Raw genomic sequence first — 22670 nt, 5'->3', positions numbered from 1 at the left:
TCAGCAACGCTACGAAGTGCTTTTTTATCATCGAGCCTCGTACTGCAGTATTTCGTAAGAGTAAGCGTATTGAAATACGCCGCTAAGGTCGATATTAGAAAGGCCTTCGTGTAATTCAGCCACTATCGAATCCAACGCCCTACCCCGTCGTACGGCCTCTTCGATATTCGATTGCGTAGTGAGATAACCGATCAGTGATTCGAGAGTAAACGAGATCGGCAGCCAGCCATTCTCACTCGCCAGCAGGGAAAGTTGTTGGTCGTCTGCCAGCTTCATGTCCTCGTATCGAACCCGCGGCGGTGAGGGGTAGCGCTTCAAATACTCCCCCTGGAACCATTCGTTGAATCGTGCGGACGTGGAGTGACCCGCGAAGGCAAAATTATAGATGATCCAAACGGCCCCATGGTTAGAGGCGGCTTTATAGGCATCCAAGGCCCGCGCACCATCGAACCAGTGAAATGCCATACACGTCGAGATGAGATCGAAATGGCCATGTTGGGGTAGCTCGGTGTAATCCGCTTGCCTCACGGTCAGGCCACGGCGCTTCGCTATGGCCAGCATCTCCTCAGAAGAGTCGATCCCCAAGACGTCTCTACCAATATCCAGCAAAGCCAAAGTGGAGTCGCCCGTACCGCACGCAACGTCCACGACTCGACTAAAGTTCTCGGCGGGCAAATGCCGCTTCAGGATATCGAAGAGCGCAGAATGAACTTTCGGGCGGTATTGATCGTAGCGTTCGCCAACGCCGGTATCGGCGAAATATTGTGCCATGCGGACTTCCTCGAAGAGCGGTTCGGATCTTTAAGAAATACCTAACACCTATCTTTATCGTAATTAATCTTAATGCTTGTCCAGCATTTGCGTGCTTCCGGCATTCACTGGATAAAAAACGCCATCTAAAGCTCTCATAAACATACTTCCTACCTGGATGCCGTTTTAGCCATTCAACTGCTGGCAGCCCTGCCTGGATACCACTGCGCCAACGTCTGCCGGTACATTCTCACTTCACGTCCGTGAAATTCATGCAGCTCGTAATGCGTAAAACCTACCTTAAAGGCGACCTTTTGCGATGCCCCATGCTCGGGTTCGATCAGCGTTACTACCGAGGGGAGCGACTTCATTTCAAAGGCGTAAGCTAACACTGCTTTGGCAGCCTCGGGTGCAAAGCCTCTATTCCAATACTGCGTAGCGAGCCGGTACCCAAGGCTAATTTCCTCGACACCATTGACCTCTTCCGGGCCAACGCCGCAAAAGCCGATCAGCCTATTCGTATCCTTTTCAATTAACGCCCAAGGCCCGATTCCGTGCATCTCGTAACTCTCTAGACACCACTCGATAAAGCGGCGCGTCATGACCTCATCGCAAACGCCACGAATCGAGTATTCCATGACGGCAGGATCGCTCAAAATTTTGGTCAGCTCCTCTGTATCGCTTAAGGACAATGTCCGTATTACCAGCCTATTTGTTTCACAGATCCACATACCCTTCACCCGACTTACGCTTCAAGCGCTTATAAACTAATGAATACTCACCTATTCGACTATCTCATAATGGCGCACGGCATTGCGCGTCTGCTTTCCCCAATCGGAGGTGGCCACGCGGCGCTGGTGGTAATCAAACGCGGCGCGGTCGATAAACGCCTCGAACACCTTAAAACGACAAGGGTCGGATTGATCCTGAATGACCTCGAAGATTAGGCACCCCGGCTCCGCAAGCGTTAGCGTTTTATGCGTGACAAGCGCTTCCTTGAAAGCTTCAAGCTCGGCTGCCGGCACGGTGATAAATCCTTCTAGCGTTAATTTAGGCATGGTTGTTCTCTATTGGTTAGGCTCTGTCTGAAAAGTGCCTGCGCTCGACAATACGGCGTTAAAAATTGGCTCAAAATACTCATTTACACATGTAAACTCCGTTTTTTCGCCAATTTTTGCCTTGTCTTGTCTTCGCTCGTCGACTTTTCAGACAGACCCTAGGCGCTGCCGTTTCTAAACGGCGCGCCCTTCTTGAAGCGCCTTTCATAGGCAATCGACAGATCATACATACGGCTCGTTCAAGGCTCTGTTAAATACCCGGTTCAGCCTATTAAAGAGCGTCGCGGTTTAAATTGCGCTCGGCGGGAATATCGCTGAGATACTCGACGAACTCTACTTCGAACCCGGCCGGGTCGACGAAGTAAGCGTTTTTACGAAATGGCTCGGTAGCCCCCGGTTTGGCAACGGGGTACCCCGCGTTATTCAACCGTGCGACCAAGGCATCCAGGTGTTCGGTCACGTAGGCAAAATGAGCAAGCCCCACGCTGTGGCCTTCAAGCGCCCGGTTCTTACCTTCTCCGTGGTCGCTCAGCGCCAGGTAGTGGTGGTCGTCGCCAAAATGCACCCACTTGCGTGGCTTGCCGTACCATTCGCCCTGCCCTTCATCGCGTATGCGCCAATGAGGAAAAGCAGCGCGGTAAAAATCCAACGTGGCGTCCATATTCGCGACCACCAAATTAACGTGTTCAAGATACATGGTGTTTCTCCTTGCGTGGGTTCGGGTAAAAGGTTAAAACCTCAACCTAAGTTGAGGTAAAGCTTTTTTTTGAACAAAGAGAACACCGGGGGCAAGCATGGCAGAAGCAACCTGGAGCGTCGGCAAGGTCGCAAAGCGCTGCGGCATTAACGTGAGTGCCCTGCACTTCTACGAACAGCAAGGGCTGATTCAAAGTTGGCGTAACGCGGGCAACCAGCGCCGCTACAAGCCCGAAGTACTCAGGCGCATTTCAGTTATCAAGGCCGCACAGAAAGTCGGCGTGAGCCTGGAGGAGATCAAGCAGGCCTTTGAGTCGCTCCCCAATGGCCGCACGCCCACGGTTGAAGACTGGCAGCAACTTTCCGAGCGCTGGCAGCGCATGCTGGATGGCCGCATCGCGTACCTGCAAACGCTGCGCAACAGCCTGAGCAGCTGCATCGGGTGTGGATGTCTGAGTATGACCAACTGCCCGCTTTACAACCCGGAGGATGAACTGGCCGAAGTAGGCAGCGGGCCGGTGCTTTTGGAGCGCGCGGCCGCGCGAGCCAAGTCTAATTAATTGCCCAAATCAGTTTATTGATACACTCGATACATCTACACCACGCCCTATGGATGGCTCAATGAACCCCTTTAGTGATGAAAAAATCGTCGATTCCTGGGAGAAGAACGCCTCACCCTGGACCGATGTAATACGCAATGGGCATATCGAAAGCCGTAAGCTGGTCACCGACCGGGCCGTCGTCGAGGCCGTTCTAAGCCGGTCTCCCGAATCCGCGCTCGATATCGGGTGCGGTGAGGGGTGGCTCGTACGTGAACTCGCGCCCCGCGTAGCGCACCGGGTGGGGGTCGATGTCGTGCCCGCGCTCATCGAGAAGGCCCAGGCCGCGGGTGATGGGCACTTTCATGTTTCATCCTATGAAGCGATTGCGGCGGGCGCGATCGAGGATCGCTTCGATGCGGTCGTTTGCAATTTCTCGTTGCTGGGTAAGGAATCGGTCGATGCACTGTTGCGCGCCGCCCCCGCGCTTCTGAATCCCGGGGGCGTTTTCATCGTACAAACGCTGCACCCCGTGGCGGTCGATGTGACGCCCTACGCCGATGGCTGGCGTGAAGGCTCCTGGGCGGGTTTCGGCTCCGATTTTAGCGACCCGGCGCCCTGGTATTTTAGAACGCTGGAAAGCTGGGTAACGCTATTCTCGGATAATGGCTTTCGGTTACTCGAGATGCGCGAGCCCGTTCATCCGAAGACGCAAAAACCGGCGTCCGTCATTTTCATAGCCGCGGTAGCTCGGGATACCTGATAAGCCAACAGCAAACGTGGAAAAGGCCAGATAGTGTCCGGATTGGCCTGTCGTGACAAAATACATTAGCCACTTCTTGTAAAGAAAAACATCAATCAATACGATAAATGGCTCAAAAAAGATGTTTAAAAATGGCTAAGCAGTACTGATTTCGAGGACACGGGTTTGAAAAATGCCATGGGGATTTTGTGCTTTCTTGTGAGCACACCGGTGCTTGCACAGAATAGCCTCCACTTACCGGACGAGGCTAAAGTCAATGGTGGTAGCTTCTACGTCGGCACGGTATTTGGCGATGAAAACTACACAGACAACGCCAATCTTTCCACCGCCTCCTTCTGGATAATGAAAACGGAAGTGCCGTACCAGCTCTACAAGCAAGTGCAGCCCTGGGCCCTCCAACACGGTTACGCACTGGGCGATGCCTGCAATGGCGCCACCCCTGGCGGCTGCCGGCCGGACGACCAGGACGAAGGCCAGCACCCCGCCGTGAATGTTACCTGGTGGGACGCCATGATGTTTGCCAACGCGTTGAGCGAGCACCAGGGGCTATCTCCCTACTACCTCACCTTTGAGGGGGAGCCGCTAAAAGCGATGCCGGAAAGCGACGACAGCTCCGCCATAAAAAGAGCGCCTGAAGCATCGGGCTACCGTTTACCGGATATGGTCGAGTGGCATGTGGCTGCAAGAGGCGCTCATGAAGGGCTCGCGGACGGCTCCTACGGCTACGCACATGCCGGTAGCCCACAACCGGAAGCGGTCGCCAATTTCCCCACGCAAGACGGTTCCGGCTCGGGCACACTGCCCGTAGCCTCCCTGCACTCCAATGCGCTGGGACTTTACGATATGAGCGGTAACGCGGCGGAGTGGATCGACGAAAGAAACCACTACGCCCAGGGAGTGCCCATGTATTACGTTTGCGGTGGCAGTTTTGAGCAAGCCGTAAAAGACGTGTTATCCGGCTGCGACGTGCATTCACCGGGGTTTGGCATGCCCGATATCGGTTTTCGACTGATCAGAGCGGCCAATGATTAAACGGCTGCTTTGCCTGCTGGCGGCGCTTTTCAGCACGCCTGCCCTGGCCTTTTCGCAGATCGAATTAAGCGAGGGCGTCAACCGTATCGACCTCAACCAAAACGGCCGCCCGGATTACGTCATTGCGTCGGTATATGACAGGAACATGTCCTATAGCAACCATACACTCACCTTCTTCATTCGCCTGCCCAACGATGAGCTTGGCATCATGCCGGCAGCGGATCGCGATACGTTCACCTGGCTCGACCACCGGATTTTCTCCGGCGCGATTACGGTTCGGGACCATCGCCTTTTCGAGTCCGGCGGCGAGGTTTTCCTGGTCGTCGCTAAAAAACACACCGAGGACGCGGATTTGTTCGGGCCCGGGCCTTTTACGTTCGAGATTTACGGCGTGCGCCAGTTCAGCCAACACCCCGGCACCCCGCTTTATCAATGGTCGCTACTGAAGACGTTTGAATCCGCAAAGCATCACGACTCTTCCGAACAGGCTTATCAGGAAATCGACGCAGAGGCGCTGGAGCACGGTAGCGATTGAGCCGCCTTTCCCTTGCCCCGTTCGTATCTCCTTTTAGGCACTGGAAAGCTTGAGCCCGACAAGACCGGCCACGATCAGCGTCAGACTCACCAGCTTGAGCGTGCCGGTAGGCTCACCGAACAGGAAGATACCCAGCAGCGCCGTGCCCACCGCCCCGATACCCACCCAGATGGCGTAGGCGGTGCCCACGGGCAAGGTTTTAAGCGCCAGGCCCAGCAGTAGAAAACTCACCACCAGCGAGAACAGTGTCCATACGGTGGGCCAGAGCTTCGTAAAGCCCTCGGAGTACTTCAACCCAATGGCCCAGCCCACTTCCAAAAGCCCTGCGATAAACAGAATGATCCAACTCATGCACGTCTCTCAAACGTTGGGGCCGTCCCCTAACGAAAATCGAGCGGTGAGGCCGTCCTCACTTCGCCGTGGTTACTTATTCACTTTTCAAAACCAGCCGGGAGAGAAACAGCGTCTACCCACTAGCCCAGTACGGGCCTGAAAAAGCTGCGCTCGTAGCTAACGATGCAATCGACTTGCTCGGCAAACTCGAACGCCTTGATGCACTCCGGGTCGTTCAGCGAGTCGATCCGATACTGCTCGTAAGCCGCCAGGCTTTCGAAGGTGAACAGGGCCAGCGCAATGTTATTGGCCCCTTCCGCCGGCAAGTAATAGCCATTGTGCTGGCCGCCAAATTTCTCGACCAGCGGGATCCACATTCTGGCGTACTTTTCGAATTCATCGACCTTTTTGGGGTCGATGACGTACTTCACGTGGCAAGTGATCATCGTGACACAACCTTGTCATTGAATGGTTTTCGAGTGGCCATACGTTACAGCTCCACTTAGCACGGAACATGATAGCGCCCTGAACGATCAACCGCAGTGGGCCTTGGCGCTTTTTTACCAAGGGCAAGGATAGGTTCAAAGTGGATCTGGTGCGGATCGTTTACGGCAGTTTACGCAAGATGCGTTACCCGCTTTATACCCCGAAACATGAAGTGGCCGAGTTGGAGTGCGGGCCAATATGATCGGATGGAACACAGCAACTTGCCGAGATAGATTGAGCAACCAGAAAGCGCTTCATCACTCATGCATTACTTTTCACAAGCTAAATTCTTCGCCGATTAAAATGTATTTTGCGCTTTGATTGTTTGAGAAGACGGACCTCTAGTTCAAGTTTTCTTCTTTGTAGCTCGAGAATTTCGTCATGTATTGGCTGCAATTTTCTAAGCCAAGAGTAGAAGCCAAAGCATGAGCAGAAAAAGCCCATTAAAAATATAAATGCCAAACCCCACTTCCCAAAATCCCGGTTATTTACTGCGATTTTTAGCTGATGATCAATTAGCTTTTCTCGTTCGTCAATAAACGGGCCCTCCTGACTTCTAAGATCATAATAATTTTTTGCACTATCAAATATTACCTGGTTTGCAGTATTCACATTGACTATCATTAAAGTCAGGCTTACGACCATTACTACCAAGCCAAATGTAGCGCAAAATTTATAAATATTATCAGTTGGAACCGGGATTTTTTGATTCATAAAGACTCACCAAGATCAGCTAAAAAACAAAGAAAACAGTTTAAATTCTGTTACCTTTTTAAAACAGGAAAATGTAAAGCAGTTCATAAGCCATATAAAATCAACCACAGGCACCCACTTGTTTCGCACCATAGGCAGCTTGGCTCGCTGTATAGCTGTCTCCATAGCTTGACAAAAGCTGCTCGATAAGGCCCTGACAAGAAAATCCCATGATACTGAGATATAGTCTTGCAGATTTGACAGCCTGCTGATCCCAATCAACATTCAAGCTATCCACAGCGGCAGTGGCATCACTAACACTGTAGCCGTCACCAAACTCCGATGATAGCTGTTCAATAAGACCTGTTCGCGAAAAACCCTGTATGCTGAGGTAGAGCTGTGCAGATCTAACAGCATTGTGCTGCGGACCTATAAGGGTAGTTTGTGCCCATGCTGGTAGTGAAACCAACAAGTACATAATGACAGCGATACCGATAGATGCTTTTAAAGCGTTCATTTTTTTACACCTATATAAAATTAAGTCAATAAGTTACCCTTTACGAGCATGCATGTACAACGACTCACCCCAAAGCACCCAACCTCTCTCCCCTTTTTGTTCTATTTGAATTGCCATAAAGTCCTTTCCGTAGCGTATCCGTCGAACCTCATATTCGGTGCCCGCTACAGCATCAAAAATGACCGAACAGTCTGGCCTAGCGGTGTAACCACATTTCCAGTGGTCAAAGGCGGGTATGGGCTCGGTAATTTTAATCAATTTGGATCGATCCTCGGCGATATCCAAGCCCCACATACCAAGGCCAGCCAGAAGGAGCACGATCACCACACCTAAACTCAATCTCATCGCAATGCATCACTCGATATCAAGAAGCAAGCTACATGCACAGATGCAATTCTGCATAAACATACTATTGGTCAACTCTCGGTACTAAAGATTAGTTATATGGATACATACTCAACCGGACCCAACCATGTAGATGATCAAAATAGCTGCCCCACATGATGCAACAAGGCCCACTAGGCACACGGTGGAATCGGACAAGTCGCCACCGTGCGACCGCAACCGTTTACGCTGGTTAATCGATTGTCTAGGAAGGCTACCAAGGGTGAGCACTCGGCATACCGGCCACCCCACATACCAACCAATCAATTGGAAGATTACTTCCCAAATTACCCAAAGGAACAGGTTTACGAGAGCCTTCCATAACAATTTTAAAAGCCCGCTGATCAAATCGTCCAATGATCTACCTCCTAATCCGCTTAATGCTTGGCTTCACCGCGACATTATCCCTCAATACGCACCATCTCATTAGCTAAAACGGCTTTTCCGTTATAGGACGTCTCAAACTCTCGAGTAACCTCAAAGCCCTGTTTTTGATACATGGATATTGCCGGCAGATTGCTCTTCGCTACGTACAGCGTGGCGGGGGTTTCAACCCGGCTCATCAAATGATCGAACAGCGCGCTACCAATTCCCTTTCCTCGAAAAAGCGGGTGAACAAAAAGCGAGCGAATCACGTTCTGGTAAATGGCGCCATAGCCGAGAAGGCCATTGTCTTCATAAACAAAAATTTCGGACTCCATTAGCGCTTGAAGGCGCGTTTCGTCATCGCGCAGGGACAGAAGCTCGAATGCCTGCTCCTCGAAGCGAAGTTCATCGAGCTTCGCCAATGAGTAAATCTCGCTTACTTGCTCAAAGTCACTTTCCAGAAAATTTCGTATCACTGTAAATTCGACGCCAGATTAAAGGGTGATGACCGATATAACGCCTGCCTGAAACTCGGGTTAAAGTATTGGCGCTGTATCATCTACGCTAGGCAATCACTCGCCAACCTTCCATACAGGGCCGAATCAACGATAAGAAACCTCACTTATGGTGGTATCCAGAATCAATGAACTACTACAGGTTTGGGTATATCAAGCGCAGAGGCGGACTAAAGTCGACTGACATTTTTTCAGCTTACCAATAGCCCCCTCTTTCTAATAGCCAATTGAAGAAAATAGTCTTCCACAAAAGCTTAAAAACCTCAGGCTTCTATCTCCAAACTGACTTCCCCGATTTCACTAAAGTGAGCTTTTATCATTTCATCCGGATAGGCTTCCAAAATACCGGTCCAAGTGCCTGTGGTTATAATGTCGCCTGCCTGCAGCCCTGGTGGATATTGCTTTTGAACATGCGATGCCAACCACGGGAGTAACCTTAAAGGATTGCCCAGAGGATGCCGTAATGGACCTCCGTCTACGTTACGTTGATTGCTGGTCAGAGTAATTTCACTATCGACATAGCCAGCTTTCCAGCCTTGCGTGACCGCTTCCCCAAGTATCAGGCAACGATTCATCTGATGGTCGGCCAATAGAAAGGTCTCAGGCAGTGTCTTCCAATTCTCGGCCCTGACATCACAAATTTCAATCGCGGCCATGACAGTTCCAACGGCATTGATTGACTCGTCCAGTGAGGCGCCATCCGGTAGTGGTGAAGCAAGTTTCAAGGCAAGCTCCACTTCAATACCGACAATAGAATGCCGACTTTTATACCCCATGGAGTACGGGCTATTTACCACATGTTTATCTGCTATGGGAGACGCGGTGGGCCGCTGGACTGTTCCCCCGATTTTCCAGGCAGTTGGTCTACCGCTAGAAAACCAACCCAGCGAGCGAGCGACTTCTTGCTGAACTTGATAGGCAGCTTGATCTGTTGATGGAGATAACATTCTGGCTCTGGAAACATCGAGCGGTTGACCACTACGCCATGTATCTACCAATGCTTGACCAAGACTAGTATTAACACTCATTGATTATTCTCCCCGCCAAACTTGAGTGTAGCCAGTGCAGGCCGAGTACAAGCGAGGAACTGACCCATGCCGGGCTGCCCCAAATACTGACCTTCCTGCCAGACCACACGTCCCCGACTCAATGTCATCAAAGGCCATGTATCGATCTCGATACCTTCATAAGGGGTATAGTCGACATTATGATGCAGGTCGTTGTTGTCGATTGTTTTTCGATCACCTGTCTGCCAGATTACCAAGTCTGCATCGGCGCCAATAGCGATGGTCCCCTTACGTGGATAAAGGCCATACATCTTGGCGACGTTCGTGGAGGTCAGGGCAACGAACTGGTTGATATCGATGCGGCCTTTTTCAACACCATGCGAAAAGAGCAAAGCTAGACGCGTCTCGACACCCGGAATTCCATTGGCCACCTTATCGAAACTCGGCGCGCTGCCGGCCGCAAGTTTTCCATCGTGACCGTCAAAACGAAAAGGAGCATGATCCGATGAAAAAACATGGAAGGTGCCCGCTTCTAACGCGTCCCAGACTACTTTCTGATTAGCCTTGTCCCTGGGAGGTGGGCTGCAGATGCACTTGACCCCCTCGATTTCATCGTCGCTGCCCAAATCATCAGCGGTCAGAAAAAGGTACTGGGGGCAGGTCTCGCCATAAATACGCAAACCGTTTCCTTGAGCCCATCGTATCTGCTCGATAGCTTCTCGTCCTGAGACATGGACAATCAGGATGGGCACATCAACAAGCTCGGCGAAGGTAATAGCTCGATGAGTTGCCTCACGCTCGGCAAGCATGGGTCTTGATTCTGCGTGATATCGAGGGGCGGTTTTGCCTGCTCGAAGAAGACGTTCGGTCAACCAGGAAATGCAGTCTGCATTCTCAGCATGCACCATCACCAGTGCCCCTTCCTCGCGAGCGACTGCGAGCACATCGATGATTTGACGATCCGCCAGCTTGAGATCGTCATAAGTCATATAGATCTTGGATGAGGTATAACCCTCGGCGATCAGCGCCGGAAGCTCCTCGTCCAGTACGTGTGGAGTAGGATCGGTGATGATCATGTGGAAGGCATAATCGATCGTCGCTTTAGTCTCTGCTCGACGGTGGTAGTCTTCGACTGCCTCACGCAAGCTTTGCCCTTTACGCTGTAAAGCAAAAGGAATGACCGTTGTCGTGCCTCCACAGGCGGCCGAACGGGTTCCGGAGAGGAAATCGTCGGCCATAACGGTACCGTCTTCGGTCGGTTGATCAAAATGACAATGTCCATCGATTCCGCCAGGCAATACCCAGCGTCCATCAGCATCGATTTCTTTTTCCCCGCCGCCGAGGCTCTGGCCCAGAGCAGCAATCACACCGTCCGTGATCCCTATATCGGCAACGAAAACATCGGAGGCCGTGGCGCAACGGGCGTTGCGAATAACACAATCAAAATTAGCCATATCAAACCTCCGCCTTGAACAAACTGCCCCAACCGCGCACTTCACTGGGATCGACACCGGTCATGCGAAGCATTTTCCAGACAACGGTCGCGGTCGTATCCAGTACGGGAATGCCCAAACTCGACTCCCATTCGGTTACCAGATGGGCAGCATTCAGATTGGTACAGTAGGTAACAATGGCTTCAGGAGTGGCTCTCGCGACTGTACCAACCTGGTCGGCCAAGCAAGCCTCGCTTACCTCGGAAAAGGAAAAGTTATCGCTGATATCCAGGTGGCTCTCCGCAACGCAACTGATCCCGATACCCTGGTAGTTTTCGATAATGCGTGATTGAACATCGGCAACATAGGGAGATACCAGGCCCAGTTTTGAAATACGGTCTTCTTTAAGTCGTTCATTAAGTGCCAGAATCGAAGAAGTGGCCGGAATATCAGTCGCCTCCTCTATGCGCCGGCAGAGCTCGATATCGTGATCAAAACCGAGCCAGCCCGCCGCGGTACCGCTCCAGCCAATCACATCCACTCTGGCATCCGCCAATAGCTTGGCAGCGGCCAGAATGGGGCGATCATCGAACTGCTCGAGCGCGTCAGGCTCAAGTGAAATTCGAGTAACACTAAAGCGGGAAAAGTGGGCACTTACCGATTCGACATCGGCAAGCATAGCGTAGGTCAGTGGCTCTAACGCGGTATTCGAAGAAGGGGTCAGAATACCGAACCTGATGCGAGACTTTGACATGGACATGACCTGGATCCTTGTTGAGATCTATCTGAACCGACATAGATCAAAAAATGTTGACGATATTGCGTACAATATAGCCAACAAATTAAGCATTAATCATGCCAAATCACTGTCTCGTAATAGAACCCGTCAGCCAAGAACCTGATCCCAATCTATATCGCTGCAAGAGGTGCCACTCAAGTTGAGTGCACTTTCGATATGCTCCAGGTGGTGCAACATCTGCTCGACGGCAACCTTCTCATCACGCTCCTCAATGGCCGCCACAATCATTTCATGCTCGTCTTCAGGACAAGCAGGCGTCTGGGGTAGATCGTACATGGCAATAATCAAGCACGTCAGAGGACACAACTCCCCCATCATGCTTTCTAAATACCGGTTTCCAGAGATTCGAGCTAATAGCAGATGGAAATCACCTGAAAGGCGAATGATGGTTCTACGATTCTTCTCCCTACGGGCTGCCTTCTCTTTTTCGAGGTGCTCTCTAAGCCGTTTTAAATCCGGCTTACGCGCTCGTGCGATCACATTGCGGATAATTTCCGGCTCAAGCAACCGCCGAGTTGCGAAAAGCTCTTGAGCCTCCTGCACGGTTGGACTAGCGATAAAAGCCCCTCTATTAGGGTATATCTCGACCAGGCCTTTATTCGACAGTACGGTCAAGACCTGGCGAATCTTGGTACGACTGACGTCGAAAGCAGCTGCCATGCGCGTTTCAGAGAGCTTGCTACCCGGCGCTAGCCGATGCTCCATCACGGCGTTATTGATGCGTTCGGCGATACTTTCGATGGTAGGCCTACCCGTCTCCATATTTTGCATTTAACGAGTCCCGTATTGTGTACAAAATCAGCTTACAGGGTTCTATCAAATTTTGTCGAACATCTCTGATCCGAAACCGTTCCCAGGCTACTTACGGGACCGTTTTTGAAGCCATATAGGTTATATGGAGGTGCAAAAAACAGAATATTGCACCAATGTACCTCATAGAAAATTCTTAAGCCCTCCAAAAATCCCAATCTAAAACTCATGCATGAGTTGAGTGACAACGCTTGTCACTGAATTGGCATACAAAATGCATTGAGTTATTTATTGTTCTCAAGATTGTACCCAATCTAAACAATACCTGGCTTACTCAATCAACTTCTTGGGAGAACGAGAAGATGCAACGACTCTCAGCTCTGCTTACAGCTGGCATTCTGTCAGCGTCATTCATTGGCCAAGCCGTCGCTCAGGAAAGCACTATCCAGTGGCGAGTACTGGGACAGCCACTCGCCACTGGAAACATTCAAAGCCAGAAAGAACAGCCGTTCTTTGAAAACTTTGCCGAACGTACAGGCTTGCCCATCGAGATCGACTATCAGCCTGTCGACACCACCGGCATTAACGATACCGAGCAGCTACGCATCATGAAAGCGGGACTTTTCGATCTCGTTTCCTTACGGATGTCACCTAATTCACGAGACGCACCAGTCCTGACAGGCCTTGACCTGGTGGGCCTCAACCCTGATTACGCGACCGCCCGCTCCGTCACCGATGCTTACATGCCCGTGCTCGACCAACAACTTCAGGAAAGTTTTAATGTCAAGCTGCTGGGTGCTTGGCCTTTCGGCCCACAGATTCTCTTTTGTGATGCCCCCCTCTCCAGTTTCTCGGATATAGAGGGACTAAAGGTGCGAGTCTACGATCAGAACCTGGCTCAATTCGTCGAGTCTGCGGGTGCTACAGCAGTACCCATGAGTTTCTCGGAAGTGCATCAATCCTTGTCCCTTGGGGCGGTCGACTGCGCGATTACAGGACCTAGTTCCGCCAACTCGGCAGGCTGGCCAGAGGTCACCACTCATCAGTTGACGCTTGGCATGGGCAGCGCAATGAATGGTTATGCCATTTCGCTTAATGCATGGAACCAGTTAGATAGTGCCCAGCAAGAAACCCTTCAAGAAGCTTTCAATGAGTTCAATGATGAAATCTGGACTTATTCAGAAGCGCTTTACAACGACGCTCTTAATTGCAATAGCGGCCAGCGGCCCTGTGAAACCGGCACTGAGTACGACCTTGTCAACGTCGAGCCCACACAAGCCGACCTTGCTCAGGTACGCGAAGCTCTACTGAACATATCGCTTCCCACTTGGGCGGATATCTGTGATCAAACCAATCCGGAATGCTCGGCAAACTGGGAAGCCAGTGTTGGCCCGGTCATCGGTCTCGAGTAACCCGACAAGGAGCCTAAAATGATGGAGCGACTCGAAAACCTGCTAGCCGTTATCTTCGGCGCCATTTTCCTCGCCCTCTCGGTGCTGATCACGCTTGAGGTAATACTACGCAAGCTCTTCGGGTTCTCCCTTCAGGGCTCCCACGAGCTGGGCGGCTATGCCTTGGCGGTGGGCGCCACCCTGGCATTCACCATGGCACTGTTTGGTCGTAATCACATTCGAATCGATATTATTCACGAGCGCCTGCCAACATCATTCCAAGCATTACTTAACTGCTTAGCAAGTATTCTCATGGCTGGCTTCGCCGCCCTGTTGAGCTATCTTGCCTGGAATGTCATCGGGGATACTTTGGACTACCGAAGTGTCGCGCAGACATCCTGGGCGACACCTCTCATCTACCCACAGAGCATTTGGTACGCCGGCCAAGCCATTTTCATGCTGGTGGCAATAGGCCTGGCGCTGAAGAGTCTATGGCTACTTCTCAGCGGCCGTTGGACGCGTCTTAATAAAGATTTCCAACCCAAGAGCGCCAAGCAGGAACTCGAAGATGAGCTGGATAGCGTTACACAGCGCCAACGAGGAGCATCTTCATGAGCCTGGACTATATCTTAATAGCCTTCGCACTGATGGTTTCCATGATGCTCTTCGGATTGCCGATCGCTGTATCAATGGCTGCCATCGGTATTATCGGCGGCATCATGGCTTACGGTCTTCCCTTCATGAACTCTATCTCCCCGGTCGTCTGGGGAGTACAAAACGATAGTCTGTTGACATCGATACCGCTATTCGTGCTTTTGGGTGAGATATTGCTGCGAGCAGGTATTGCGGATGGCATGTATCGCTCGTTGTCGATATGGCTTGGCCGACTACCTGGCGGGCTTTTACATTCCAATATCGGAACTTGCGCGCTGTTCGCAGCCACTTCCGGGTCTTCTGTGGCCACCGCTGCAACCGTTGGCACGGTTGCCTTACCGTCATTGAATGAACGTCGCTACCCCGTCAATCAATCGTTAGGTTCACTGGCCGCCGGGGGAGCGCTGGGCATTCTTATTCCACCAAGCGTCAACCTGATTGTCTACGGTTCACTGACCAACACCTCGATTGGCCAGTTGTTCGTGGCCGGTATCATCCCGGGTATAACGCTTACTCTCCTGTTCATGGCCTACATCGGAGTATCCAGTCTGATGCGAACGCGTCATACGGACAAAGAAGCCCACTACAGCTTGCGTGAACGGTTGTACGCCTCAATTGATTTGATCCCCCCATTGGTCGTGTTTTCTATCGTCATGGGCAGTATTTATACGGGCCTTGCCACCGCGACCGAGTCCGCCGCCCTCGGCGTAGTAACAGCCCTCTTGTTTGCCGGATTCAAACGCAAGCTCACCTGGCCGACCCTTCGTACCTGCTTCATTCAGACGGCTCGGGTAACGGGCATGATCTTGCTGATCATCACCGCCGCTTTCATCCTCAACCTGACCATCAGTTTGACAGGCGTGGCTAGCACCATGTCCAGCTGGGTCGCCTCTCTTGGCTTGTCACCAGTAATGTTTCTTCTGGCTCTTGTGGTTTTCTACCTGGTACTTGGCATGTTCATGGACGTGCTTTCAATGCAGGTTGCCACCATTCCCATTACCTACCCAATGGCTCTCGCACTGGGTATCGATCCCGTCTGGTTCGGTATTTTTGTTGTCTTGATGTGTGAACTCGGCCTTATTACACCGCCAGTCGGTATGAACCTCTTCGTCGTTCACGGCATTCGTCCCGACAATGGAAGCATCAGTGGTGTGATGCAGGGAGCAATTCCTTACGTGGTCATGATGCTGTTGTTTGCGGGCTTGATCATCACCGTTCCGGCCATTGTGACTTGGCTACCAGAGATGATGCGATGACGACACTTTGGCAACACACTGCGACAGAGCTGGTCAAGGGCTTTCGGGCAGGACGCTGGACACCAAAGGAGGCGCTGGATTCGGTACTCGAACGAATGAAGGCCATCAATCCTGCCATCAATGCAATCACCGCCGTAGCAGACGATGCGCAAGAGGCCGCCGAGCGCAGCCGCTTGCGTTATCTTGCGGGGAAACCATCGAGTCCACTGGATGGAGTCCCCATCAGTATCAAGGACAACCTCTTGCTGGCGGGTATGCCTGCCACATGGGGCACCGTAGCGCTGCGTCACTGGGTTCCCGAACAAGACGAGCTGCCGGTAGCCAGATTACGCCAAGCTGGAGCAGTGCTTTTTGCCAAAACGAATGTTCCAGAATTTACCCTGGAGGGCTATACCGGCAATCCCGTCTATGGTGTTACGGGAAACCCCTGGGCCCATGAATTGACGCCTGGCGGTTCGAGCGGTGGCGCTGCGGCGGCCGTGGCCGCCGGTATTGGGCCATTGGCTCTCGGCACCGATGGAGGAGGATCAATAAGGCGTCCCGCTGCTCATTGCGGGTTAGTGGGGCTGAAGCCATCCATCGGCACGGTGGCCAGAGCCGATGGATTCCCGCAGATATTGCTCGATTTCGAGGTTGTCGGTCCTCTGGCCCGCTGTGTAGAAGATACCTCTCTCATGCTGAATGTACTAAAAGGCGCCTGTCCCGAGGATCGACTGTCCTGTATGGAGCGTCCTGGCCACCGAGCCTCGGCATCACGCATCTTGTGTGTCTCCTCGCTGCCGGGATGCCCCGTCGATGCTCAGGTGCTTAAACAGGTCGAAAAGGCGGCAACGATCTTTACTCGGATGGGCCTGGACGTCACCCAAAAGCCGCTTCCGCTTGATTTGATGGAGCTTAACCAGGTCTGGGACGAAGTTGGCCAGATCGGCCTGGCACACTTGGCTGACACCCATGGCACATGGCTGGAACAGGCGTCGCCTAAGTACCAGGAAATGGCTCACGCTGGTGCCCGCCTACCAGCTAGCCGGTTGTGGCACATCCTTGAGGTGATAGCTAATTTTCGACGCCAAGTGGACACACTCTTTATCGATACAGATATCATTATGATGCCCAGCATCGCCGCCCTCCCTTGGGGTGCAGACCAAGCCTATCCGCCGACTATCGAGGGTCAACCCGTGGGCCCACGCGGGCATGCAGCATTCACCGGGTGGGTGAACGCGGCGGGCAATCCTGCCATCAACTTGCCGGTTCATCCTTCCCGGGAAGGCCTGCCCATCGGCCTACAATTAATCGGCCCCAAGCAGTCGGAACATCTTCTGCTGGATCTGGCACAGCGCTACCAGCGCCTTGCCCCTTGGAAAACGCGTTTCAGTGAACTCTGGGAGCGATGAGCATGGAGAGACGATTACCTCTGCTCACCGAGCGAGACTTTTTTGGCTACGGCGACTCGCCTCCCCGGGCCCAATGGCCAGGCGATGCCCGCCTTGCCATTTCCTTCGTACTTAATCTTGAGGAAGGTGCCGAGTTCAGCTTGCGTGCCGGCGACCCCCATAACGAGGATACTCACGAGGTTCAGTGTCAGATAAACGACGCCCCGGATTTATGCATGGAGAGCCATTTCGAATATGGCGCTCGAGTGGGTTACTGGCGCGTGGTGTCGGCTTTTGAAGAGGCAGGCGTCCCACTCACCCTGAATGTCTGCGCCCGCGCACTCGAGAAGACCCCTTGGGTCGCGGCATATGCACGTCAGCGCGGTGATGAACTGTGCTGTCATGGATGGCGCTGGGAGTCGCACGCCGGACTAGGGGAAATGGAAGAACGCGCGCTGATAAAACGCTGTGTGGCCACCTTTCAGCGTATTACCGGTAAGGCACCGGCCGGATGGCACACGAAATCGTCGCCATCCGTTCAGACCCGGCGGCTACTAATGGAGCATGGCGGCTTTTTATATGACAGCGATGCCTATAACGATGACTCGCCTTACTACGTTGCCCAAGGTGGGCGTGCTCACTTGGTACTGCCTTACGCATTCGATACCAACGACATGCGCTTTTTCGTCAATCATAGCTTCCATCGCGCCCGCGATTTTCATGACTATGTAATGGACGCTGTGAGTGCCCTGCTGCGCGAAGGAGAGCATACGCCAAGGATGCTGACCATCGGCTTGCACACCAGAATCATTGGCCGGCCTGGCCGTATCGATGGCCTTCGGGATCTATTGGCCAGTTTACAAGGGCTGCCTGTTTGGTACGCCACCCGCGAGCAGATCGCCAGACACTGGCTCAAGCACTGCCCCCCGCCTTGCCCTTTCGAATCCGGAGCCGACAAATGACCCAGCTACTGCTTGTCAATGGGAATACCTCCGAAACGGTCACACAGAAATTACTCGCCGAGGCCAAGCGTCATGCAGGAGACAATGTTCACATCACTTCGGTGACCGCTCGATTCGGTGCCGACCTGGTCTCGGATCGCGCCAGCGCATTGATCGCCGGTCACGCCGTTCTCGATGCCGTGGCGCACTATGAAGGCTCTTACGACGGCGTGCTGGTGGCAATTTCACTTGATACAGCCCTGGAGGCCCTTCGCGAATTGCTCAACGTCCCGGTCGTCGGCATGACCGAAGCCGCCTGCTGGCAGGCCTGTCTTGTCGGCAGCCGGTTCGGTGTCATCATGTCAGGGCGCCATACCCTGCCACTCTACCGAGAACGCATCTTAAGCTATGGTTTGAGCGAGCGGCTTGCCGGGATGCGCGCTATAGAGGCCTCGATCCAGACACACCACGCCGCCCCGGGCGACAGCGAAGAGGCCGTATTAGCCGCCATCATGGACCTGGTCGTGAACGAAGGCAGCGAGGCCATCGTACTGGCGGGCGCTTCAATGACGGGTCTCAAGCATCGCCTGCAGCCTCGAGTTTCCGTACCGCTGCTCGACGGCATTGCGTGTGGGATTACGCTTCTGGAAGGACTGATTCGACTGAATCTGCCTTTGGCTCGCTTGAACACCACAACCAGGCCTTCCACTCATACGTTGACTGGACTCAGCCACGCTTGTAGCAACCTGCTCAACGGCTTGTCGCCGGAAAGGACGCCATGATGATGCATCAACTGCGTGCCAAGTCTCTGCACGATATGCTCCACCAAGACAAATTGAGCCTCGCACAAATCGCAGAGTCTACTCTCACGCGTATCGAAGCTTTCAACCCCTCACTGCTGGCTTTCGTGGATGCTGATCACTCTGATGTGATGCGCCAAGTGGAGGCTATAGAAGTACGTCGGCGTAGCGGTGAAAAACTGCCGCTGATGGGCAGCGTATTCAGTATCAAAGACAACCTTTGGCTGGGTGGCCGTCCCGCTACATACGGCTCGATGGTCTATCGACACCATGTAGCACCTTGCGATAGTGCCATCGTTGCACGACTCAAGCGCTTGGGTGCTCTTTGCATCGGCATTACCAATTGCCCCGAATTTGCCTGCAAGGGGCATACCAGCAACTCCTTGTACGGGACGACGCGGAATCCTTGGAATTTGAACACCACGCCGGGCGGCTCTTCTGGTGGCGCAGCGGCGGCCGTGGCCGCGGGTCTAGGCAACCTGGCACTCGGTACCGATGCCGGTGGCTCGATACGTCGACCCGCCGCTCATACGGGACTGGTCGGATTCAAGCCAACACATGGTCTGATTCCCGATCCCTACGGGTTCGATGACCCCAGCTATGCGATTTCCGACATCGGCGTATTTGCCAAGGATGTAGAAGACTGCGCTTGGCTACTAGATGCCACGGTACATCATGACGGTCGCGATCCACGTAGCCAACCATTGCCTGCACAACTAACCGTTGACCGCCCTTTCACGCGAGCTTTCGAGCACCACGAATTGAAGCCGATTCGTATCGGCTGGAGCATCGATCTGGGATGCGGCTTCAGCATTGATGATGACGTGGCAGCGGCTTTTCACAACTGCATCGCCAAGCTGATGAAAAGGGGGATTCCCTTGGAGCAGGCGGCGCCCCGCTGGCCTCCCGATACCTTCGAGTATCCCTTACTACACCAGCAGCAAGCAGCACTGGCGGCTCAGTTCCAACATGTCTTTCGTGATACCCCGGAGCTGCTGGACCCGGCGCTGGCCGATCAAATTGAGCAGGGTCTGAGTATAAGCGGTGCTGACGTCTTTGCCGGCGAACTCCACCGCAAGGCCCTCATTAAAGCGCTTGATACATTTTTCGAGCGCTTCGACTTCCTGATCTGCCCAACGGCTCCGGTCGAAGCCTGGCCAGCAGAGCTATCACACCCCAGTACGATCGCAGGTAAATCCGTCTCACCAAGAGCGCATGCCGCATTTACACCTCTCTTTAATTACTGCGAGGTGCCGGCGCTGTCGCTGCCATATGACGTGGGCCAGAACGGATTACCGCTAGGCTTACAAATCGTAGGCCCACGCCATACCGATCTGGACGTGATAGCTGTTGCTCGGCAACTGGAAAAGATCATTGATCGTCGCTTCGACGCACCGCTTTGGGAGGCCGACAGCGATAGCTTCACATCACTTCGGTGACTACCCACACGCTTAAGTACCCACAAACCTTCAAAACCATAAATAGGACTTTCATGAGCAAGCAAATCGTCGATCTATCATTACCCATTCGCAACGCATCGTTCGACACCCAAGAGCAACACATCGAGTACATCGACCACTATACGATGGCGCGTCAACGAGCCACCGCTTACGGGGTGGACCCCGGCGACTTACCCCTACCGGGCGTTCATTCGGCTAGCGAAAGGATCACCCTGTCCTCGCATGCAGGCACGCATATGGATGCCCCGATCCACTACGGCCCAACGTCCGAGGGTAAGCCTTCACGCACCATCGATGAAATTCCTCTCGAGTGGTGCCATGGTGACGGCGTGGTACTGGATTTCTCATGGATGGAAGCCGGCCGGGTAATCACGGCCGATGACCTGCAGCGTGCGTTGGCGGATATCGAGTACACACTCAAGCCGCTAGATATCGTCCTGATACGTACAGATCGCTGGATGGATTTTGACCGATACGACTGGGCCATGCGTCATCCCGGCATGGGACGGGAGGCAACGCTTTGGCTGATCGAACAAGGTATTCGCATGATGGGAACCGATGGCTGGGGATGGGATATCCCGATTCCGATGATGGCTGAAGCCCTTCGAAATGGAGATTCCGATGCCTTCTTTCCAGGACACTACGCCGGTCGCGACAGGGAATACTGCCACATCGAGAAACTCGCAAGGCTCAATGAACTACCCACGCACGGCTTTACCTTTTCAGCCTTTCCGGTATTGATTGAGCGCGCCTCGGCGGGTTGGTGTAGAGCGGTCGCGATCATTGATGCCGCCTGAGCGGCTTACACTATTCACTAGATGACAGCGTTCAAGGCGGTTTCGATATCAGCGAGCAAGTGCGTGACACCCTGAACGATAACAATGGACTTGCCAGGATCCACTTCTACAACGTAATGCCGGTCACCATCCGGGTAGCGCGCAAGGATCATGATGATTCGCCCACTATTTTCAGTGACGCGCCGCAGATCCCAAAGGCTACCGGTTAGATCCAGCATGATCCGCTGCGTCGCTCGCTCCACGATGAGAGGTGCGTAGACCCAGAGGGACATGCGGATTTCGTTGGCAACGGTGCAGACTTCGTATTGCTCGTCAAGCATATAGTCGGTGGTCTGCATTCATGCGTCCAATCAGCTTCGGGAGGCAATAGGTTACATCGCGCCTTTCGAACGCAACCTCCCCCTCGGCGCTCAACATGCTATCGTTTGTCTCGCACGAGCGGTGAAAGACCCAGGTTCGCCAAAAAGTATTCAAAGGATAAAAAATGAACATCGACAAGACACTGGTGCTGGCCATGTTCCTCCTTTTACCCGGTATGGGCCTGGCGCAAGACGCCCCCGCCACGTCGCAATGGGAAACGGAAGAGCACCATGACGACGAGCTGGATTTACACTTCGTCGTGCTCAAAACCCATGCTACCGGGCTCGCGGTGCCCACGGTGGTTTTTCGCTGCTTCGAGGACACTACCGTGGCCTACTTCAACCTGTTCGATCAGGACGAGAGCGGCACCTACGAATACGATGACGTTACGCTACAGCTGGACGACGACGAACCCGAGACCTACGCGATGGAAGCTATCGATGACGGCCACGCGGTAGGCTTTTGGGAAAGTGAAGACGCCACTGCCTTCATTGAAAGCCTGTTCGGTACGCAAACGCTGAGCATGACCATCACCCCGGCAGAGGGAGAGCCCATCGCGATGGACTTCAATGTCCAAGGTATCGAAACAATGATTGGCCCGGTGCGCGATACCTGTGGCTGGTAATGAAGGACACAAACGCTAGGCGATAGCGTTCAAAGCGGTTTCGATATCAGCGAGTAGATGCGCGACGCCTTCAACGACAGCGGTCGCGTTGGCCGGGTCCACCTCGATGAGATACTCCCGGTCGCCCTCCGGGTAGCGCGCAAGCACCATGATGATTCGCCCGTTCCCCTCGGTGACCCGACGCAGATCCCACCGGCTGCCCGAAAGATCGAGCACGGCCTTCTGCGTGGCGCATTCCACCACAACCGGCGAGTAGACCCAGAGCGACATACGCATTTCATGGGGGGTAGTGATTACTTCGTACTGGCCGCCCAGAACATAGTCGTTTTGTTGCACTCTCGCTCCCCATCCGTTTCTTTT

At 53.2% G+C, this 22670-nt stretch carries 29 protein-coding genes; 13 read left to right on the top strand and 16 right to left on the bottom strand.

Annotated features, from left to right (window positions below):
* Window positions 1–27 precede the first annotated feature (27 nt).
* From ACWHVV_RS07325 to ACWHVV_RS07310, 4 genes are all read right to left on the bottom strand, one after another.
* Window positions 28–771 carry a class I SAM-dependent methyltransferase gene (locus ACWHVV_RS07325; protein ID WP_447928745.1) on the bottom strand — a complete coding sequence of 248 codons (744 nt, stop codon included), beginning with the start codon at window positions 769–771 and terminating at the stop codon, window positions 28–30.
* A gap of 173 nt (window positions 772–944) precedes the next feature.
* Window positions 945–1481: a GNAT family N-acetyltransferase gene (locus ACWHVV_RS07320; RefSeq protein ID WP_447928744.1), complete on the bottom strand. Its 537-nt coding sequence runs from the start codon at window positions 1479–1481 to the stop codon at window positions 945–947.
* Between the two features lie 51 nt (window positions 1482–1532).
* On the bottom strand, window positions 1533–1808 hold the full coding sequence (locus tag ACWHVV_RS07315) for a putative quinol monooxygenase (protein WP_447928743.1): 276 nt from the start codon (window positions 1806–1808) through the stop codon (window positions 1533–1535).
* Between the two features lie 271 nt (window positions 1809–2079).
* Window positions 2080–2505: a VOC family protein gene (locus ACWHVV_RS07310; RefSeq protein ID WP_447928742.1), complete on the bottom strand. Its 426-nt coding sequence runs from the start codon at window positions 2503–2505 to the stop codon at window positions 2080–2082.
* A gap of 97 nt (window positions 2506–2602) precedes the next feature.
* Between ACWHVV_RS07310 and soxR the strand changes: the two genes are divergently transcribed.
* From soxR to ACWHVV_RS07290, 4 genes are all read left to right on the top strand, one after another.
* Window positions 2603–3064 carry a redox-sensitive transcriptional activator SoxR gene (gene soxR, locus ACWHVV_RS07305; RefSeq protein WP_447928741.1) on the top strand — a complete coding sequence of 154 codons (462 nt, stop codon included), beginning with the start codon at window positions 2603–2605 and terminating at the stop codon, window positions 3062–3064.
* A 61-nt stretch (window positions 3065–3125) separates the two neighbouring features.
* Window positions 3126–3806, top strand: coding sequence for a class I SAM-dependent methyltransferase (locus ACWHVV_RS07300; RefSeq protein ID WP_447928740.1), 681 nt, complete (start codon window positions 3126–3128; stop codon window positions 3804–3806).
* Window positions 3807–3971: 165 nt separating this feature from the next.
* Window positions 3972–4838 (top strand): SUMF1/EgtB/PvdO family nonheme iron enzyme, encoded by an 867-nt coding sequence (locus ACWHVV_RS07295; protein ID WP_447928739.1) that lies wholly within the window; start codon window positions 3972–3974, stop codon window positions 4836–4838.
* Window positions 4831–5373, top strand: a complete 543-nt coding sequence (locus tag ACWHVV_RS07290) for a carbapenem self-resistance protein CarG family protein (protein WP_447928738.1) — start codon at window positions 4831–4833, stop codon at window positions 5371–5373. Before ACWHVV_RS07295 ends, ACWHVV_RS07290 begins: the two co-directional genes overlap by 8 nt.
* Window positions 5374–5406: 33 nt before the next feature.
* On the opposite strand, the gene sugE is transcribed toward ACWHVV_RS07290, so the two are convergent.
* The 10 genes from sugE to ACWHVV_RS07240 all read right to left on the bottom strand — a co-directional run bounded on the left by sugE (window position 5407) and on the right by ACWHVV_RS07240 (window position 12677).
* Window positions 5407–5724 (bottom strand): quaternary ammonium compound efflux SMR transporter SugE, encoded by a 318-nt coding sequence (gene sugE, locus ACWHVV_RS07285; protein WP_447556045.1) that lies wholly within the window; start codon window positions 5722–5724, stop codon window positions 5407–5409.
* 122 nt (window positions 5725–5846) lie between these two features.
* Window positions 5847–6152, bottom strand: a complete 306-nt coding sequence (locus tag ACWHVV_RS07280; RefSeq protein WP_447928737.1) for an NIPSNAP family protein — start codon at window positions 6150–6152, stop codon at window positions 5847–5849.
* Between the two features lie 322 nt (window positions 6153–6474).
* The gene (locus ACWHVV_RS07275; RefSeq protein WP_447928736.1) at window positions 6475–6906 is read right to left on the bottom strand and encodes a hypothetical protein; all 432 of its coding nucleotides are present in this window, start codon (window positions 6904–6906) and stop codon (window positions 6475–6477) included.
* A gap of 100 nt (window positions 6907–7006) precedes the next feature.
* Window positions 7007–7402, bottom strand: a complete 396-nt coding sequence (locus tag ACWHVV_RS07270; protein WP_447928735.1) for an Ltp family lipoprotein — start codon at window positions 7400–7402, stop codon at window positions 7007–7009.
* A 33-nt stretch (window positions 7403–7435) separates the two neighbouring features.
* Window positions 7436–7729: a hypothetical protein gene (locus ACWHVV_RS07265; protein WP_447928734.1), complete on the bottom strand. Its 294-nt coding sequence runs from the start codon at window positions 7727–7729 to the stop codon at window positions 7436–7438.
* Window positions 7730–8187: 458 nt separating this feature from the next.
* Window positions 8188–8574 carry a GNAT family N-acetyltransferase gene (locus tag ACWHVV_RS07260; RefSeq protein WP_447928733.1) on the bottom strand — a complete coding sequence of 129 codons (387 nt, stop codon included), beginning with the start codon at window positions 8572–8574 and terminating at the stop codon, window positions 8188–8190.
* A gap of 356 nt (window positions 8575–8930) precedes the next feature.
* Window positions 8931–9695: a fumarylacetoacetate hydrolase family protein gene (locus tag ACWHVV_RS07255; protein ID WP_447928732.1), complete on the bottom strand. Its 765-nt coding sequence runs from the start codon at window positions 9693–9695 to the stop codon at window positions 8931–8933.
* Window positions 9692–11128: a dihydropyrimidinase gene (gene hydA / locus ACWHVV_RS07250; protein WP_447928731.1), complete on the bottom strand. Its 1437-nt coding sequence runs from the start codon at window positions 11126–11128 to the stop codon at window positions 9692–9694. Before hydA ends, ACWHVV_RS07255 begins: the two co-directional genes overlap by 4 nt.
* 1 nt (window position 11129) lies before the next feature.
* On the bottom strand, window positions 11130–11867 hold the full coding sequence (locus tag ACWHVV_RS07245) for a maleate cis-trans isomerase family protein (RefSeq protein WP_447928730.1): 738 nt from the start codon (window positions 11865–11867) through the stop codon (window positions 11130–11132).
* 126 nt (window positions 11868–11993) lie between these two features.
* Window positions 11994–12677, bottom strand: a complete 684-nt coding sequence (locus tag ACWHVV_RS07240; RefSeq protein WP_447928729.1) for a GntR family transcriptional regulator — start codon at window positions 12675–12677, stop codon at window positions 11994–11996.
* 341 nt (window positions 12678–13018) lie between these two features.
* Between ACWHVV_RS07240 and ACWHVV_RS07235 the strand changes: the two genes are divergently transcribed.
* Genes ACWHVV_RS07235 through ACWHVV_RS07200 form a run of 8 tightly spaced genes read left to right on the top strand, consistent with a single transcriptional unit; the run spans window position 13019 to window position 21325 of the window.
* Window positions 13019–14068, top strand: coding sequence for a TRAP transporter substrate-binding protein (locus ACWHVV_RS07235; RefSeq protein WP_447928728.1), 1050 nt, complete (start codon window positions 13019–13021; stop codon window positions 14066–14068).
* Window positions 14069–14086: 18 nt separating this feature from the next.
* On the top strand, window positions 14087–14662 hold the full coding sequence (locus ACWHVV_RS07230) for a TRAP transporter small permease subunit (protein ID WP_447928727.1): 576 nt from the start codon (window positions 14087–14089) through the stop codon (window positions 14660–14662).
* A complete protein-coding gene (locus ACWHVV_RS07225) occupies window positions 14659–15957 on the top strand; it encodes a TRAP transporter large permease (protein WP_447928726.1) in 1299 nt (432 codons plus the stop codon). The genes ACWHVV_RS07230 and ACWHVV_RS07225 overlap by 4 nt, the downstream gene beginning before the upstream one ends.
* Entirely contained in the window at window positions 15954–17348 is a 1395-nt protein-coding gene (locus ACWHVV_RS07220; protein ID WP_447928725.1) for an amidase, read from the top strand. Before ACWHVV_RS07225 ends, ACWHVV_RS07220 begins: the two co-directional genes overlap by 4 nt.
* Window positions 17345–18289 carry a polysaccharide deacetylase family protein gene (locus ACWHVV_RS07215; protein ID WP_447928724.1) on the top strand — a complete coding sequence of 315 codons (945 nt, stop codon included), beginning with the start codon at window positions 17345–17347 and terminating at the stop codon, window positions 18287–18289. Before ACWHVV_RS07220 ends, ACWHVV_RS07215 begins: the two co-directional genes overlap by 4 nt.
* Complete coding sequence (locus ACWHVV_RS07210; RefSeq protein WP_447928723.1) at window positions 18286–19050, top strand: aspartate/glutamate racemase family protein; 765 nt, start codon at window positions 18286–18288, stop codon at window positions 19048–19050. Before ACWHVV_RS07215 ends, ACWHVV_RS07210 begins: the two co-directional genes overlap by 4 nt.
* A complete protein-coding gene (locus ACWHVV_RS07205; protein ID WP_447928722.1) occupies window positions 19047–20507 on the top strand; it encodes an amidase in 1461 nt (486 codons plus the stop codon). The genes ACWHVV_RS07210 and ACWHVV_RS07205 overlap by 4 nt, the downstream gene beginning before the upstream one ends.
* A 53-nt stretch (window positions 20508–20560) precedes the next feature.
* Window positions 20561–21325, top strand: coding sequence for a cyclase family protein (locus tag ACWHVV_RS07200; RefSeq protein ID WP_447928721.1), 765 nt, complete (start codon window positions 20561–20563; stop codon window positions 21323–21325).
* A 17-nt stretch (window positions 21326–21342) separates the two neighbouring features.
* On the opposite strand, the gene ACWHVV_RS07195 is transcribed toward ACWHVV_RS07200, so the two are convergent.
* Entirely contained in the window at window positions 21343–21663 is a 321-nt protein-coding gene (locus ACWHVV_RS07195; RefSeq protein ID WP_447928720.1) for a hypothetical protein, read from the bottom strand.
* A 146-nt stretch (window positions 21664–21809) separates the two neighbouring features.
* Between ACWHVV_RS07195 and ACWHVV_RS07190 the strand changes: the two genes are divergently transcribed.
* Entirely contained in the window at window positions 21810–22310 is a 501-nt protein-coding gene (locus ACWHVV_RS07190) for a hypothetical protein (RefSeq protein ID WP_447928719.1), read from the top strand.
* A 15-nt stretch (window positions 22311–22325) separates the two neighbouring features.
* On the opposite strand, the gene ACWHVV_RS07185 is transcribed toward ACWHVV_RS07190, so the two are convergent.
* Window positions 22326–22646 carry a hypothetical protein gene (locus tag ACWHVV_RS07185; RefSeq protein ID WP_447928718.1) on the bottom strand — a complete coding sequence of 107 codons (321 nt, stop codon included), beginning with the start codon at window positions 22644–22646 and terminating at the stop codon, window positions 22326–22328.
* Window positions 22647–22670: the final 24 nt, after the last annotated feature.

The organism is Vreelandella sp. EE27, assembly GCF_968206495.1.
Note: the sequence above shows the minus strand (reverse complement) of the source record. Positions and strands in the feature narration are given on the sequence as shown.